Below are 16,312 nucleotides of genomic sequence, written 5' to 3'. Positions count from 1 at the left end.
GGCGCTGCTGGACGACATTGACGACCACCGGACGGTGACCGTCCGTAGCAGGGCCGCCGGGCTGTGCACGGCCCGACGGTGGGTGCACACCCAGTCGGCCGCCGCAACCGCCCTCGCTCACCGACCCGGTGCGCCCGTGGGCGGACGCGCCGATTCGGATGAGCGGGTAGAACGGTCGAGAGACGGCGTCCGAAGGCCCGGTGGTGGTCGGACGCGGCGCGGTGCTTCCTCACCATGCGGGCCACAGCCCGTGCTCGTCGGGGTATCAAGGCTCGACGTCCCTCGCTCGCTTCTGGTGCCGACCTCCTTGTCACACTTCTGATGGGTATGCGGTCTGTGGTCCGTAACCTCGCCGTTCCCGAGGAGCTGTGCGGCGAGGTTTCCAGACTGTCCCCCTGACGCGGAGCACAGAGGATCACCATGCGAGAACGCCGGACACTCTTCCCCCTCCGACGCGTGCGGACGGACGTCCTGGACGTCGCTTACCACGAGGCGGGCCCCGAGGACGGTGACACCGTCCTGCTCCTGCACGGCTTCCCCTACGACGTCCACAGCTACGTGGACGTGGCCCCGCTGCTGGCGGGACACGGTTTCCACGTCGTGGTCCCCTACCTGCGGGGCCACGGCCCCACGGTCTTCCTGTCGCCGTCGACTCCCCGCTCCGGGCAACAGGCGGCGCTTGGCGCCGACGTCCTCGCCCTCATGGACGCACTGGGCATCGAACGGGCCTACCTCGCGGGCTACGACTGGGGAGGGCGCGCCGCCTGCGTCGCCGCGGCCCTGTGGCCCGAACGCGTCCTCGGCCTCGTCTCGGTGAACGGCTATCTCATCCAGGACATCGGCGCCGCGACGCGGCCCCTCCCGCCCGAACGCGAGGCGGGCTTCTGGTACTTCTACTACTTCCTCACCGAACGGGGCCGTACCGGTCTGGCCGCCGACCCCCGCGAGGTCGCCCGGGTCATCTGGGAACGCAACTCCCCCGAGTGGGCCTTCCACGCGCGTGACCTGGATCGGACCGCGAGGGCCTTCGCCAACCCCGACTACACCGAGGTCGTGGTCCACTCCTACCGGCACCGACTGGGCTTCGCGCCCGGCGCGGATGCGTACGCGAAGCTCGAGGCGCGTCTCGCCGGCCTCCCGACCGTTCCCGTGCCGACGGTCACCCTCGACGGCCTGGCCGACGGCAACTTTCCCGCTACGGACGGCTCCGCGACGGCCCGGCACTTCACCGGACTCCGTCTGCACCGCAAGGTGGCCGGCGCCGGTCACAACCTCCCCCAGGAACGTCCCGAGGCGTTCGCTGCGGCCGTGTGCGACGTACGCGTACTGCGGCAGGAGAACACGCGGCCGCACCGGACCGCCGGGTGACGTCAGCACCCCCATATCCAGCGAGTGCTGCGTCCGGTGGCAGGGCGCGACCACGCTCGGGGGAACGGGGTCACTCCCGTACTCTCCGAGACCAGCACGTGACACGACCGCGTCTGGGGGTTCCGTGGGCTGATCCGACGGCGCCGTTTCTGGTCTACCCCTGGATTGGTTACCGTCCCTCTTGAGAGACACGGGGCGTTTGCAGTGCCGACCGGCGGATCGCCTCACTCGTACTGCCGTCCGGGCGAAGCGGTTGCTCAGAGGGTGGGTGAGTCCGGCCTCGGCCCTTTCTTTCTCCCAGTGCACACCCTGCGTCCTCCTGCGGCGCCCTTGGTGTGCCGTAGGCCGAGGCGTGCGGCACCCTGGGGGATCCGTGGCCCCGGGGCCGGCCGACCGTGGCGCTTCCGTAGTCCGGGGCGGGGGGGCGGAGGGAGTGAGCTGCGGGCCCGCAACTGTCGCTGCCGTCGGTCAGTGATCTTCGGGACGGACGATCCGGAGGGCCGGGCGGCCCTGCCCGCTCGACGTGGTGCCGGTGCCGTCCGGCCGGTACGTAGGAGGCACTTTGAGGTACACGTTCGAGGTGCCTTCGCCGTCCGTACCGTATCGGTACTCGCGCCCCGGGTCGTGGGCGCGGTAGGCCGCCAGCGCGGTGAGACAGTGGGCCCGGCTGAGGAAGGGACCGCCCATGTGCTGCCGCCCCGGTCCCTGCGATGCTGCCGCCCCGTGCTTCCGGGCGCGGCGCCCGGCCCCGCACCGTCGCGCGGAGAGCCGACGCCGCTCGGTGTGCCGCGCGCGCCATTCCTGACGCACGGGAGAAGAAGAGAGCCGAACGCACGGTGTCACCTGCGCTCTGCATCGGGCAGAGCGTCTTCCGTCGGCAGTTCCCGCTGACGTCCCCGCGGAGACCGCCGCGGTCATGGCGGCCGTCCAGCGGCCCGTGACCGATGCCGCGTTCGGGGGGGGGGGGGCGCCTCGGCCGCGGCGTGGAAGGACATCCCTTCGCGGGTTCTCGTGGCCACCGAGGAACGCAACATCCCGGCGCGAACGCAGGTCTTCCTGGCCGAACGCGCGGACGCCACGGTCCGGAGCCTCACCTCCTCGCACGCGGTCAGCGTCTCGCGTCCCGTACGTCACACACAGAGCGCCGTCGGGCGGGTGAAAAGGCCGGCCAGGGGGCTACTCAGCGGCTTGCGACTCTCTACTCGGCCGCTGACACGCGGCCGAGTCGTCCCGCGTTCCCGGAGCCGACAGGGCCGTCCGCCGAGTCTCGCCCACTCACCTGCCCGCCTCGCCGCCGTCGGCATGTCCCGGGCCCGGCCCACCGACGCCCACCGGCCGTCCACCGACACCGCTCAGGGAGCGGGCGGTGGTGTGGGAGCGCCGCGCGGTGGGGCGATCTTCGCGTACGTCGTCGTTCCCGCAGCCTGCGCGGAAGCGACGGCGTCCGCTTCCGCGGGGGCGGCGGTGATGCCACCGCCGGGGATCCAGCCGCGGTCGACGACCTTCGTCTGCATGATCAAGGCACCGGCCAGGATGAGCAGACCGAAGATCAGCATGCTGATCAGACCCACGGTTCCGTCGAGCTTGCCGATGCTGCCGAGTACGGCACCGAACCAGCCGAAGTCGGCGTCGCCGAAGGTCGTGTTGGCCTCTCCGAACGAGCCGAGCGCCTTGAGCAGGATCGCCGGCAGGAACGTGATCAGCAGACCGTTGAGAAAGGAGCCCACCGCGGCACCCCGGCGTCCGCCGGTGGCGTTGCCGTAGACGCCGGCCGCGCCGCCGGTGAAGAAGTGCGGCACCAGGCCGGGCAGCACCAGCGCCAGACCGAAGGCCGGGTTGAACACCCAGACGAGGGCCGCCAGACCCGTCAGGCCGCCCAGGAAGCTGAAGATGAACCCGATCAATACGGCGTTCTGCGCGTACGGGAAGACGATCGGGGCGTCCAGGGCCGGCTTGGCACCGGGCACCACCCGCCTGGCGATGCCCTGGAAGGCGGGCACCAGTTCACCGAGGATGGTGCGGACGCCGAAGAGGATGACGGCGACGCCGATGCCGAACTGCAGGCCCTGCATCACCGACTGCATGATGTAGTCGCCCAGGTTGGCGGCCGGGTCACCGCCACTGCCGACGAACGCCTTGAACGCCGCGTCCTGGCCGGCCTTGGCCAGGAACAGCAGGGACATCACCAGGTAGATGAGGACCATCGACAGAGCGGTGGCAACCATGGAGTCGCGCAGGAAGCGCAGCCCCTCGGGCAGCTTCATCTCCTCCGTGCTGCGGCTGTTCTTGCCCACGAGCTGCCCCGTGGCGCCGGACACGATGTAGCCGGCGGTGCCGAAGTGGCCGATGGCCAATGTGTCGTTGCCGGTGACCTTCTTCGTCCAGGGGTGCGCGAAGGCCGGGAGGGCGACCAGCAGGATGCCCAGCAGCACGCCGCCGCCGAGCACCACCGCGACCGAGCCCTGGCCTGCGGTGGCCATGACGATGGTCAGCAGGGTCGCCATGAACAGCATGTGGTGACCGGTGAGGAACACGTAGCGCAGCGGCGTGAACCGGGCCAGGGCCAGGCTGACCAGGAACCCGAGGATCATCAGCCAGGCGACCCGGGCACCGAACTCGCTCTGCGCGATGCCGACGATGGCCTCGTTGGTCGGAATCACCCCGTGGGTGCCGGTGGTGCCCTGGATCATCCGGCCCAGCGGATCCAGGGACGAGCTGACCAGCCCCGCGCCCGCCCCGACCAGCAGCAGGCCCAGAGTCGCCTTGATGGCGCCGCCGACCGTCTGCCCGACGGACCTCTTCAGGGCGGCCAGTCCCACCGCGGTGATGATGCCGATCAGGTAGGCGGGCTGGCTGAGTATCTCGTTGACGAGAAACTTCGCGATGTCTATGACCCAGTCCATGACAGGTTCTCTCTCGTCACACGTCGTAGGTGTCGCGCAGGACCGCGTCGACCTCGGTGGTGCTGCTGAAGTCGCGGACGACCTTCACGGGGATGCCGACGTCACCCAGCGTTCTGGCTATCTCCTGAGAGGTGAGGATGGCGACCGCTTCCGATGCCTTCCCCTTGGCGGAGATGGTGTCGGTGGCCTCTACCGACACCTGACGGGACCAGCCCCAGCGGTCGAGGACCTGCTCCAGGGTGTTCTTCAGGAACAGACTGGTTCCCACGCCGTTGCCGCAGACGGTGAGGATCTTCTGCTCCGACAGGGCCGGAGCGGCGTCCTTGGCCGGGGCGGCCGGTGAGCCGCGCCGGCCGTCGGCGCCGGTCGGCTCACCCTCGAGCACGCGCAGCACTTCCTCGGGGCTCGTCGCCTGCTGTAGGGCGCGGACGGTGTCGCCGTCGGCGAGTACTTTCGCCAGCGCGGCCAGCGCCGCCGTGTGCGCCGTCGAGTCGACGGCGGCCAGCGCCACGACGAGGTGCACCGGATCATTGGTCTCGTGACCGAAGGCCACGGGAGAGGCCAGCCTCACCCACGACATGCCGGTCTTCAGCACCGCCTCGAAGGGGCGGGTGTGGGCCAGGGCGAACCCCGGGGCGATGACGATGTACGGGCCGTTCTCCTCGACGTTCCGTACCATCGCCTCGGTGTACTCGGCCGTACTGATGCCCTCGTCGACCAGCACCTGCCCGGACACGCGAACGGCGGACCTCCAGTCCTCCGCTTCCACATCGAGCCGGATGCCGTCGACCGACAGAAGGTCGGTGAGTGCGCTCATGACAGTGGAACCTCCTTCGTGGGCGTAAGTCGGTCGGTCGCAGCTCATGACTGTTCCGCCGTTACACCCCACTTGACCACCCGTGACCTGATGTGTGACGCCGGTAAGGTGTGAAATGGCTCTCGCTGTCCGGAACCAGGAACCCGCGACGACCTGGAATGGACGCACCGTCGAGATACCCGATGAGCTCGTACCTGCCCCGGCTCCGTAGCATCAGCATCGTTGCTAGGCCACTGCCGGGCTTGAGTCTCCCCCCGGGAGAGGGCCCACGCTGGCGGACATGAACAGCAATGATCTCGACGAACGCGTCGCCGTGGTGGCGGGCGGCGCCCGTCGTCGTGCACGACGACGTCGTCGCTCGGCCACTTCGGTCACTGCCCGTCGGGCAGACGGAGTCCATCCGACCGGCACACGAACGACTGTCGGGGAAACCAATGTTAGGGAAAATCCACGGCGGTCCCGTCACCGCATGGCCAAGTTCACGTCGACTTGTCCCACTGTCACATGTGACCACACCGTTCGGACTTACCGTGTGAGATGAAGGTACATCAGCTGCCCACCCGGCCACGCTCTTCTGTTCGGGCCCCCGGTCGCTCCCGGTGTCCTGACCGGAACGCCGGGGCTCCGTTCCGCCGGGGGCCGTGCGGCCGGCCGGTACGGAAAGCCTCAGCCGTGGGGAGCTGGACGCGAGTGTGAGGTTGCCGACCAGGGTCGCGGCGATCGGCAGGTCGCGGTCGCCGATGGGGTTTCGAGCCGGTTCAAGCGGTCTCCGCGCCGCGAGTGACGGTCATCGGGCGCGAGCAGTAAGAGAGTATGGGGCGCGGTCAGGGCACGGTCACATTGCTGCGCCCATCCGTCCTACGACGCCCTTGATGAGTGCGGCGAGGGCCGCCACCCGCTCGGGCGTGGCCTGGGACTTGAGCAGCGAGGAGCTGACGGCGAAGTGCCGGCCGCCCGCCGGCGGTCCGGGCACTGCCGCCGCGACGCAGACGATGCCCTCGGCGGTCTCCTGGTCGTCGACGGCGTGACCGGCCGAGCGCGCGTCACGTACGTCCGCGAGCAGTGCGTCGAGGGTCGTGATCGACCAGGACGTACGGGCCTCGAACGGCTCGCGGTCCGCCAGCAGGTCACGCACCCCCGTGTCGTCCAGGCCCGCCAGCATGGCCTTGCCCAGCGCCGTGCAGGTGACCGGGAGCCTCGCGCCCGCCCTGCTGGCGAGGCGCATCAGGACGGTGCCCTCGTGCACCGCCAGGTAGACGACGTCCGTGCCGTCCAGGGTGGCCAGTTGCAGCGTCTCCTCCCGGTCGCCCAGGCGGCTCACCTGCTCCCGGAAGGCGTGGACCGGATCGAGAGCGTCCAGGTAGGACTGGGCGAGCCGCAGTAGCCCCGGGCCCAGGGCGAAGCCGCCCTCCACGGCCCTGACCAGTCCCCGTTCGCACAGGGCCGCGCAGATGTTGACGACGGACGCGCGCGGAATGCCGCCCGCGGCGGCGGCCAGGTGAGAGGGCGACAGCGCCCGGCCACGGGCGTCCGCCAGCGCGTCGAGGATCGCGCCCGCCCGCAGCACCGCCGGTGCCGGTGCGGCACTGGCCCATACCGATCCGTCCCCAGTACTCATGGCGCCCCACCTTAGTTGTCAGCCTGTTGACAATACATCAGTCCATTGACAACAAGCGGTGCCGTACACCGATACTGAGTCGGCAAGCACCGGAGCGGCGGCCGCCGCGACGGCGCCGACACGGAACACCCGCGCGCGGACGAGGACCGACAGGACCTCGACAGGACGGCGCGCCCAGCCACGCTCCTCCACGCCCGGCCGGCAAGGACGCGACCGGCGGCCAACGGCCCGACCCGGCCCCCGACCCAGGAAAGCGGCACATGAAACTCGTACGGCTCGGAGACCCCGGGCGGGAACGCCCCGCCGTCATCGACGACCGGGGCACCACCCGGGACCTCTCCCCCCTCACCCCCGACATCGACGGCGCCTTCCTCGCCGCACACGGCATCACCCGCACCCGGCAGGCCCTGGCCGAGGGCGCGCTGCCTGTGCTGGAGGCCGAAGGGCTGCGCTTGGGACCGCCCGTCGCCCGGCCCGGCGCGGTGGTCTGCATCGGGCAGAACTACGCGGCGCACGCGGCGGAGTCCGGCAGCGAGCCGCCCACCCGCCCGATCATCTTCCTCAAGCCCCCGAACACGGTGGTCGGCCCGCACGACGACGTGGAGATCCCCCGCGGCTCCACCAGGACCGACTGGGAGGTCGAACTCGCCGTCGTCATCGGCCGCACCGCGCGATACCTGGACTCCCCCGAGCAGGCCCTGGAACACGTGGCCGGCTACACCGTCTCTAACGACGTCTCCGAGCGCGACTTCCAGCTGGAGCACTCCGGCGGCCAGTGGTCCAAGGGCAAGTCCTGCGCCACCTTCAACCCGCTCGGCCCCTACCTCGTCCCGGCCGACGAGGTCCCCGACGTCCAGGACCTGCGACTGCGGTCCTTCGTGAACGGCGAGCCGCGACAGGACTCCCGCACCGCGGACATGATCTTCTCCGTCGCCCAGCTCGTCCACGACCTGAGCCAGTACATGGTCCTGGACCCCGGAGACATCATCAACACCGGCACCCCGCAGGGCGTCGCCCTGTCCGGCCGCTTCCCCTACCTCAAGCCCGGCGACCTGATGGAGATCGAGATCGAAGGGCTCGGGCGCCAGCGCCAGACGCTCCGCTCCGCCTGACCGCGGTGCCGCTGGACGCACTGGCGGTGGCCCGGTCCGGGTCCGCCAGGTCCATGTATGCCCGGCGTTGCGGCCACGGTCCGTGACGGGCCCCGCGGTGAGGACAGGACACGGCCCCTTACCGGCGCGGTCCCCCGCAGTGCCGTGCCCGGCCTTGCCGGCTCACGCCGGCAGCCGGGTACGGCCCGATCACGGGGACCGCGGCACGCCTCGCCGCTGGGTGCTCAGGGCCGAGCCGGAAGGTTTTCCAGGAAGTCCGCCGCCGGTGTGAAGAACAGCGAGCCGGTGACGGCGGTGGAGAAGTCCAGGATGCGGTCGTGCCGTGCCGACGCGGTGCCCAGGAACATCCGCTCCAGCATCGTCTCCGTCACCTCGGGGGTTCGGGCGTAGCCGATGAAGTACGTGCCGAACTCCTCGCGGCCCACCGACCCGAAGGGCATGTTGTCCCGCAGGATCTCCAGATCGCTGCCGTCAGGGCCGGTGACACTGGTGAGAGCCACGTGGGAGTCGGCGGGCTTGACGTCGTCGGACAGCTCCACGCCGGTCGTCTTGCGGCGGCCGATCGCGCGCTCCTGGGCCTCGACGGAGAGCCCCTGCCACGCGTCGAGGTCGTGCAGGTACTTCTGCACGACGACATAGCTCCCGCCTGCGAAGGCCGGATCCTCGTCACCGACGAGGACGGCCCGGCGTGCCGCGGCTCCCGTCGGGTTCTCCGTGCCGTCGACGAAACCGAGCATGTCGCGTTCGTCGAAGTACTTGAAGCCGTGCACCTCGTCCTGGGGGGTGACCGCCCCGCGCAGGCGGCCCATGATCTCGGTGGCGAGTGCGAAGCACAGGTCCAGCCGAGCGGCCCTGATGTGGAAGAGCAGGTCGCCGGGGGTGGCGACGGCCCGGTGCACCGGCCCGTCCAGTTCCTGGAAGGGGTGCAGCAGAGCTGGACGCGCCCCCGAGAACAGGCGGTCCCATGCCTCGGAACCGATGCCGGTGACACAGCTCAGCCTGCCCTCGGGCTGCGCGCGGAACCCGACCGCCCGTTCCAGCGAGGCGACGTCCGACAGCAGGTCCCGGACGGTGTCCTCCCCGCCGCTGTCGATCGTGACGACGAGGAAGATCGCCGCACTGGTCAACGGGGACAGAACCATCTGGGGCTCCGGTTCCGCGCCTTCTCCGCCCATGGACGAACACCCTCTCCTCACTCATACCTGCGCACACCATGTCACATCAGTGTGGACGGGTGATGCCGGGTCCCCGGTCGGGCGCGTTCACCGCGGCGCGCACCCTCGCACGGGAGGACGGCGCCGACGTCTTCGGCCCGGTCATGCGGCCTCGTAATCCTCGGCATCGTCGCCCGCGTGCGGCCGGCCGGCGGTGTCTCCGCGCCCTTCCGGGTCCGCGCCGCGGCCCGTGGCCAGGCACTGTCGCGCACGGTGCACCAGGTGTCGGGCATGGGTCTCGTCGACACCGAGGACGGCGGCGATCTCGGGGTAGGGGCAGGCCAGCCTGTCCCGCAGCACGTAGGCCGCTCGTTCCACGAGGTCCAGCCGCTCCAGCATGAGCAGGACGCCGAACTCGACCGGCTCCGAGCGCACGGCGCCGGTCCCCGCGTCATCGCCGGTGTCCAGGGGCTCGGGCAGCCAGGGACCGATGTAGGACGCGCGCCGCGACCGCGCGGACTGCGCGAGGCTGATCGACAACCGGGTGGTCGCCCTGGTCAGGTAGGCCCGTGGATCGGCGACCGGCGCGTGGTCGGTGGCCTGCCAGCGCAGCCGGACGTAGCGCACGACGCCCTCGGCCTGGGTGACGCTCCCGAGCATTGCGTACGCGATCCCTAGCAGTCGCGGCCGCTGCCGTGCGAAGGTGTCCTCGGGCCGACCCTGGGGTCCGGCGGGTGGTTCATGAGCTGGCACGGAGGCGTGCACACGGCCCCGCTCGTCCCCGGTGTTGTCATCCTCATCCCTCTTGGCAGACATCACTTCCACGTTTCCTTCCCGAGACGAGCAGCCGAACAAGGGCCTCGTTCAGACGTCGTGGTACTTCATGGCCGAACCTACGCCGCCGCCGGAGGCGATCGGGCCGACTGAGCGGGTCGACAGTCATTCCGCAGTCATTCCCTGGTGGAGGACCCCGCACATGGAGGAAAGAGGGAGCCATGTGGGGAAAACACCGGCCCTCCCCCGCCTCGTCCCCTCCGTCACCGGTGGCGCTCCTGTTCGGTCATTGGTTAGGTGAGGACAGCTCGGTCGCGGCCGTGGGCGCCGCTCCGAGAGAACCCCGCAAAAGGTGTTCCGATGAAGGTTGTGGTAATCGGCGGCGCCGGGCTCATCGGCTCGCAGGTCGTCGCCAGGCTCGGCGAGCACGGGCACGAGGCGGTCCCGGCCTCCCCGAACACCGGTGTCAACACGATGACGCTCCGCGGCGCCGACGCCCGCACCGCGGAGCCCCACTTCGACGAGTGGGCCGCAGGGCAGCGCCAGTCCCGCCCCGGCAACCAGACACGGCCGGCAGGTCAGCGGTTCCAGTAGCCGAACACCCGGGACGCTGCGTCACCGGTGTAGTCCGCCTCCAGCTTCAGATACTTGCCACGGGCACCGAAGGTGGGGTTGAAGATCAGTTGCCTTCGCTCCGCCGGAACCGGAGCCTCGGCGGCGAAGCGGGCGGCGAGCGGGTGCACGTGGAAGGGGAAATTCGCCGAAACGCTCACGGTGCTCACGCAAAGAATGAGGGGCGTTTTCGAGACGCCTCGAGGTCGGAAAGGAACCGAGCCAGATCCGTCGCTTTCCCAGTACGCACAGCTCTCCTGCTTCTTCGGATCACCAAGGGGGTGATGGTGCCTACGACTCGCTCGTGGTCCGTGAACGCAACGGTCTGCGTCCTGGACCGCCTCGTCGGCCACCAGTCTGACACGGTGTGTCACCAGCATCAGCCGGACCACACGGTCAGCACACCCGTTCTGGACTTCCTCACACTGTCTGAGCCGCACCGTCAACCCCCGTCCGCGGCCCAGTCCTGCCTGGTGGGCGCGGTCACATTGCTGATGCACGGACTCGACCACCAGGATCACCATGGCGGAGTACCACCGACGGACCCGTCGGCTCCACCCACAACAACACCCCATCGTCCAAGGAGAATCATGACCGGCCACGAAGCCGAGGCCGAGGGACAGATCCTCGGTCGCATCAACGGAATGATCAGTCAGGAGAAGGACCTGCGAGAACAACTCGCAGAGCAGGCGATCGACGAGTCGACCGAGCACGCCCGTCTGGCCCGTCTGGAGGCAGAGCTGGACCGCTGCTGGGACCTGCTCCGACAGCGCAGAGCGCGTGTATCAGCAGGTCAGGACCCCGACGATGCGCAAGTTCGGCCGACTTCGCAGGTCGAGGACTACCTCTCCTGATCCGGTTCCGCCAGGGGCGCGCTGATTCCGGCGGGATCGCGAGCCCCGACGCCGTGGTGGGGCAGCCGTTTCGGTGGCGGGTGATCGTGACATCGATCGCGAACCGTGGTGTGTGCCCCGCTGCGCGCCTGAGTCCGCCGGCCCGGCGGTCCACGTTTTGAGACCGCATTCTTCACACCGTGTATGCAGTGGTCGTATGCTCACCGCGCTCCGAAGTGGCCGACCGTTCGTTCGGTGCGCTTTGAAGTGCTAGGAGTCGATCGTCCCCGTCCGGCACGACCGCAGGAGATACAGACACTTGAAGCGACACCCAAGATGCTGGAGCGTTGCGGCAGTTGCCGCGGCCTCGGTGCTCGTGTTCACGGGACCGTTCGGTACACGTGCCGTGGCACGGCCCGGCTCCGCACCCGCACTCGCGGCGTACCAGGCGCCCTCTCCCACCGGCGTTCCCATCGGCCAACACACTGTGACACTGATCACCGGAGATGTGGTGACCACCCGTCAAAGCTCGGGCGGAGCCGGTGGGACGGTCACCGTGCGGGACGCCGACGGAAACCCCGCGCGATCGCGTCTCACCGTGGCGGACGGTGACATGTTCGTGTACCCGGAGTCCGTGTTGCCCTTCGTCGCCGATGGCAGCCTCGACCGTGAACTGTTCAACGTCACCGACCTGGTCGAGAACGGGTACGACGACGCCTCCCGCGAGCGGCTCCCACTGATCGTGTCGTACCGGAGCGCCGCTGCGCACCGTACGGCCGTGGTCCCCGACGGCGCCCGCAAGGTGCGCGACCTCGCCAGTGTCCAGGGCGCCGCGCTGAGCGCCGACCGGGCGCGGACCGCGGAGTTCTGGCGATCCGTCACCGGGGAGAACGCGGTCGGCGACGGCGTCGGCGATGCACGCACCGACGCCGCCTTCCGCGGTGGCGTCGCACACATCTGGCTCGACGCCCCGGTCGAGGCCGACCTCGCGGAGAGCACCGCGCAGATCGGCGCCGCGAAGGCCTGGGACGGCGGCAACACCGGACAGGGCGTGGAGGTAGCCGTTCTCGATACGGGCGTCGACGCAGGGCACCCGGACCTCGCCGACCGGATAGCGGCGCGGCAGAGCTTCGTCCCGGACGAGAACACCGACGACCGCGACGGGCACGGCACCCACGTGGCGTCCATCATCGCCGGCACCGGTGCTGCCTCCGACGGCAAGGAGAAGGGGGTCGCGCCCGGAGCGCAGCTGAGCATCGGCAAGGTGCTGGACAACTCCGGGCGCGGGCAGATCTCCTGGACGCTGGCCGCAATGGAATGGGCCACCGTCGAACGCCACGCGAAGATCGTCAACATGAGCCTGGGCTCCAGTGAGCAGTCGGACGGCAGCGATCCCATGAGTCAGGCCGTGGACCGGCTCAGCGCCCAGACCGGCGCGCTGTTCGTCGTCGCGGCGGGCAACGCGGGCGAGGCCGGCACGATCGGCGCCCCTGGTGTGGCCACCTCCGCGCTGACCGTGGGCGCGGTGGACTCCACCGACACCGTGGCCCCGTTCTCCAGTCGGGGCCCCCGGGTCGACGGCGCGCTGAAGCCGGAGATCACCGCCCCCGGAGTCGGCATCCTCGCCGCCAACTCCTCCTTCGCCGCAGGCGGCAACGGCCCATACCAGAGCCTGAGCGGTACCTCTATGGCCACGCCGCACGTCGCCGGCGCCGCCGCTCTGCTCGCCGCCGTACGTCCCGACCTCACGGGCAGCGCCCTCAAGGACGTCCTCGCCAGCAGTTCGCACCGTACCCCGCAGTACGACGCGTTCCAGGCCGGCAGCGGCCGGGTGGACGTCGACGCAGCGGTGCGCGCCGGGGTGTACGCCTCGGCGACGGCCTACGCCTCGGGCGGCTCCACGGGCCCCGAGCCGCGCCCGGTGACGTACACCAACACCACCGGCGCCGCCGTCACCCTGAATCTGTCGGTCGCCGCGACGCACGCGCCCGAGGGGATGTTCCGGCTGTCGGCCTCCCGGGTCACGGTGCCGGCGCACGGCACCGCCGATGTCACGCTGACGATCGACGGATCGGGCTCGGCAGGTGGCCGCACCTACAGCGGCCAGATCCTCGCGACGGACGCCGGCGCGCGGAGCGTGGCGCACACCGCGGTGTCCCTGGGCCCGGTCCGGCACAAGCTGACCGTGCGCTTCAGGGACGCGGACGGCAACCCCATGCCGGGCGTGTTCGACCTCCTGAGGTCCGGGGACTCCGAGTCCCTGCCCGTTCTCGTGGGCGACAGCGGCACGACCGAGCTGTACCTGCCGGAGAGCATCTACTCGGCCCTCGCCTTCAAGACCGTTCCCGGCGTCCACGGCCCCCACTCGTGGGGCATGGCGCTGCTCGGCGACCCCGAGATCCGGCTGGTGAAGGACACCACGATCACGTTCGACGCGAGCCGGATCGAGCGCATCGAGACGACGGTGCCCCAGCGGACCGAGGCGACCTACCAGCGGCTGGACTACCAGCGCTCCATGGGAGGGATGACCTACCGGACGGGCTTGGAGACCCAGACCGCCTACGACAGCCTGTGGGCGCAGCCGACCACCCACAAGGTGACCGAGGGCGACTTCCTCGTCAACGCCCGCTGGCGCAAGGAGCAGCCCGCGCTGACGGTGTCCACCCGGACCAGCGACTTCACTGACGTCCTGCGCCAGGACGGCGTCACGGCACTGGCGACGGGCAAGCGCGAACTGCCGTTGGTCTTCGCGGGCGACGGCTCCGACGCCGACTACGCCCGGATCGACGCTCGTGGCAAGGCCGTGGTGGTACGCCGCAACGACGACGTCGCCGACGCCGTCCAGGCGGCCAATGCCGTGACCGCGGGGGCCGAACTGCTTCTGGTGGTCAACAACGAGGACGGCCGTGCCCTGCGCGGCTACGGCGAGCCGTTCGGACGGCCCGTCGCCCTCGACGTCGCGCTGCTGAGCACCGACGAGGGGGAGAAGCTCGCCGCCCAGGCGAAGGTCCGCGGTGCGCGGGTCACCGTGACCTCCCAGCCGGTCAGCCCCTACGTGTACGACATCCTGTCGAGCTGGCACAACGAGATCCCGGCCCGGATGACCACCCGGGCGGACTCCCGCTCCCTGGCCCGGGTCAACGTGGCCTTCGACAGCCCGCTGCCCGACGGGTCCGGAGGGGAGTTCCGCTACGACTGGGTCCCGGGCAGCGGCTGGACCTTCGGCGGCCCCCAGCCCGAGCCCGTCAGCGGCGCCCGTACCGACTGGGTCTCGACCGGGGACTACCGCTGGAACCAGGAGGCGTACGCGGGGGGCGTGGTCTACGAGATCGGCGCCAAGACGGCCTACCGGCCCGGGAGCCGCCAGTCGGAGCAGTGGTTCGGGCCCATCGAACGCCCTCACCTCAACGACGCGTACCGTTCGCCCCTGCGCATCGGTGACTCGATGGCCATCGACGTCCCCGCCTGGGGCAGCCGGGACCACATCGGCCTCAGCCAGGACGACACCGGCGCGACCACGCAGCACATGACCCTGTCCCAGGGCGGCACGACCCTCGGCGAAGGCGTCTTCTCGCTCGTCGAAGGCAGGGCTCCGGGCCCCGGGAAGCTGCCCTACCGGCTCGTCGTCACCGGTGAGCGCGAGGCGCCGTTCACGCCGTACTCGTCGGCGACCCGGACCCAGTGGGACTTCGTCTCGGGTGCCGCCGACGACCCGGAGGCCAAGACGGTTCTGCCGCTCGTACAGCTCGACTACCGCGTCGAACTCGACGGTGACGGCCGCGCCAAGCGGCACTCCACGGTGACCGTGACGGCCGCTCACCTGCCCGGCGCCGCGCACGCCGGCCACCTCGGCGCGCCCACGCTGGAGCTGTCCTACGACGACGGTCGCACCTGGCACCGCGCCGACCGCGCCGGGGGCGGCGGGTTCCGCCTCGACGCCCCGCGCGGGGCGAAGTTCGTCACGGTGCGGGCCGGCGCGCGGGACACCGTCGGAAACACGGTCCACCAGACGGTCACCCGGGCCTTCGGTCTCCGCTGACCCGGCGTCACCCCGGCAGGACGCGGGATACGGCTCCGGGCAACGCTGCCCGGAGCCGTATCTGGCTACCGAATTCCGATCCTGAGCGACTGCGGCGCGGGGACGTTCATCCGACGGGCCGTCCCAAGTAGGCGCGGACGACCCTGGGGTCGTCGCTCAGTTGGCCGACGGGTCCCGATGCCACGAGCTCTCCCCGCTCCATGAGGTGTCCGCGCTGCGCCACCCGGAAGGCGAGGCTCGCGCTCTGCTCGACCAGGACCAGCGTCGTGCCACGCCCGGCCAGTTCCACGAGGGCGTCGGTCACCACCCGGACCGGCTGCGGGGCGAGCCCCAGCGACGACTCGTCGAGCAGCAGCAGCTTCGGACGGCTCATCAGGCCCCGGCCGATGGCCACCATCTGCTGTTGGCCGCCCGACAGCGTGCCCGCGGGCTGCCGTCGGCGGGCGACGAGCGCGGGGAAGAGGTCGCAGACCGCGTCCAGCCCGGCCGCGGCGGGTCCCGCCGCGTAGCCGCCCAGCCGGAGGTTCTCCTCGACAGTGAGCCCGGCGAACACGTGACGGCCCTCGGGAACGAGCACCAGCCCCGATCGCGCCCGCTGCTCCGCCGACCAGCGGGTCACGTCCGTGCCGTCGAACTCGATGGTTCCCAGCCATGCACGGGACAGGCCCGCCAGCGTGCGCAGCAGCGTGGACTTGCCGGCGCCGTTGGGTCCGATCACGGTGACGGCCTGCCCGGCTCCCACCGAGAGATCCACTCCGTGCAGCGCCTCGATCCGGCCGTGTCCGGCCACCACCCCGGTGGCCCGCAGCAGTTCGAGAGGGTGAAGTCCTGCACGGCCGTCACCCCGCCGTATCGCACCGTGAGTCCGCGGATCTCGACTGACGCGGTCACCGTCCACCTGGGGCGGCGCATATGACTGACACTTTTCTTGTACACACTGTTCCGGCCGGGGTGACGTGACGCGCCGTCACTGCTCCGTCCTCAACAGGCCAACGGGGTTGCGGTGTTCGTCACCATCTTGACCGTGGCGGCGCAATGGTTGTGACAGCTGGTGCACCCCCAGTCCATCGACCGCCCGACGA

The 16,312-nt window shown here is 70.5% G+C and carries 11 protein-coding genes and 1 pseudogene; 5 read left to right on the top strand and 7 right to left on the bottom strand.

What is annotated here, in order from left to right; translation table 11 throughout:
* Positions 1–456 precede the first annotated feature (456 nt).
* On the top strand, positions 457–1,368 hold the full coding sequence (locus tag ACFV46_RS07000) for an alpha/beta fold hydrolase (RefSeq protein WP_385497291.1): 912 nt from the start codon (positions 457–459) through the stop codon (positions 1,366–1,368).
* Between the two features lie 1,352 nt (positions 1,369–2,720).
* On the opposite strand, the gene ACFV46_RS06995 is transcribed toward ACFV46_RS07000, so the two are convergent.
* The 3 genes from ACFV46_RS06995 to ACFV46_RS06985 form a co-directional block, all read right to left on the bottom strand.
* The gene (locus tag ACFV46_RS06995) at positions 2,721–4,271 is read right to left on the bottom strand and encodes a PTS ascorbate transporter subunit IIC (RefSeq protein ID WP_385497290.1); all 1,551 of its coding nucleotides are present in this window, start codon (positions 4,269–4,271) and stop codon (positions 2,721–2,723) included.
* A 16-nt stretch (positions 4,272–4,287) separates the two neighbouring features.
* A complete protein-coding gene (locus ACFV46_RS06990; protein WP_385497288.1) occupies positions 4,288–5,088 on the bottom strand; it encodes a PTS sugar transporter subunit IIA in 801 nt (266 codons plus the stop codon).
* An 835-nt stretch (positions 5,089–5,923) separates the two neighbouring features.
* Entirely contained in the window at positions 5,924–6,706 is a 783-nt protein-coding gene (locus ACFV46_RS06985; protein WP_361936839.1) for an IclR family transcriptional regulator, read from the bottom strand.
* A gap of 260 nt (positions 6,707–6,966) precedes the next feature.
* On the opposite strand from ACFV46_RS06985, the gene ACFV46_RS06980 reads away from it, so the two are divergent.
* A complete protein-coding gene (locus tag ACFV46_RS06980; RefSeq protein WP_385497287.1) occupies positions 6,967–7,818 on the top strand; it encodes a fumarylacetoacetate hydrolase family protein in 852 nt (283 codons plus the stop codon).
* Positions 7,819–8,042: 224 nt separating this feature from the next.
* Here the strand turns inward: ACFV46_RS06980 and ACFV46_RS06975 are convergent, their stop codons facing one another.
* Complete coding sequence (locus ACFV46_RS06975) at positions 8,043–8,993, bottom strand: Dyp-type peroxidase (RefSeq protein ID WP_385497286.1); 951 nt, start codon at positions 8,991–8,993, stop codon at positions 8,043–8,045.
* A 141-nt stretch (positions 8,994–9,134) separates the two neighbouring features.
* Positions 9,135–9,632 carry a sigma factor-like helix-turn-helix DNA-binding protein gene (locus tag ACFV46_RS06970; RefSeq protein WP_385497284.1) on the bottom strand — a complete coding sequence of 166 codons (498 nt, stop codon included), beginning with the start codon at positions 9,630–9,632 and terminating at the stop codon, positions 9,135–9,137.
* 474 nt (positions 9,633–10,106) lie between these two features.
* On the opposite strand from ACFV46_RS06970, the pseudogene ACFV46_RS06965 reads away from it, so the two are divergent.
* Positions 10,107–10,235: pseudogene (locus ACFV46_RS06965) on the top strand (NAD-dependent epimerase/dehydratase family protein); the annotation flags it as partial.
* Between the two features lie 89 nt (positions 10,236–10,324).
* On the opposite strand, the gene ACFV46_RS06960 reads toward ACFV46_RS06965, so the two are convergent.
* Positions 10,325–10,519 carry an aromatic prenyltransferase gene (locus ACFV46_RS06960; RefSeq protein ID WP_385497283.1) on the bottom strand — a complete coding sequence of 65 codons (195 nt, stop codon included), beginning with the start codon at positions 10,517–10,519 and terminating at the stop codon, positions 10,325–10,327.
* A gap of 429 nt (positions 10,520–10,948) precedes the next feature.
* On the opposite strand from ACFV46_RS06960, the gene ACFV46_RS06955 reads away from it, so the two are divergent.
* Positions 10,949–11,212: a DUF2630 family protein gene (locus ACFV46_RS06955; RefSeq protein ID WP_361936849.1), complete on the top strand. Its 264-nt coding sequence runs from the start codon at positions 10,949–10,951 to the stop codon at positions 11,210–11,212.
* A gap of 298 nt (positions 11,213–11,510) precedes the next feature.
* Complete coding sequence (locus tag ACFV46_RS06950; RefSeq protein ID WP_385497282.1) at positions 11,511–15,230, top strand: S8 family serine peptidase; 3,720 nt, start codon at positions 11,511–11,513, stop codon at positions 15,228–15,230.
* 106 nt (positions 15,231–15,336) lie between these two features.
* Here the strand turns inward: ACFV46_RS06950 and ACFV46_RS06945 are convergent, their stop codons facing one another.
* Entirely contained in the window at positions 15,337–16,020 is a 684-nt protein-coding gene (locus ACFV46_RS06945) for an ABC transporter ATP-binding protein (protein WP_385497421.1), read from the bottom strand.
* Positions 16,021–16,312: the final 292 nt, after the last annotated feature.

This window comes from Streptomyces sp. NPDC059852 (genome assembly GCF_042731455.1).
Taxonomy (GTDB): domain Bacteria; phylum Actinomycetota; class Actinomycetes; order Streptomycetales; family Streptomycetaceae; genus Streptomyces.
Note: the sequence above shows the minus strand (reverse complement) of the source record. Positions and strands in the feature narration are given on the sequence as shown.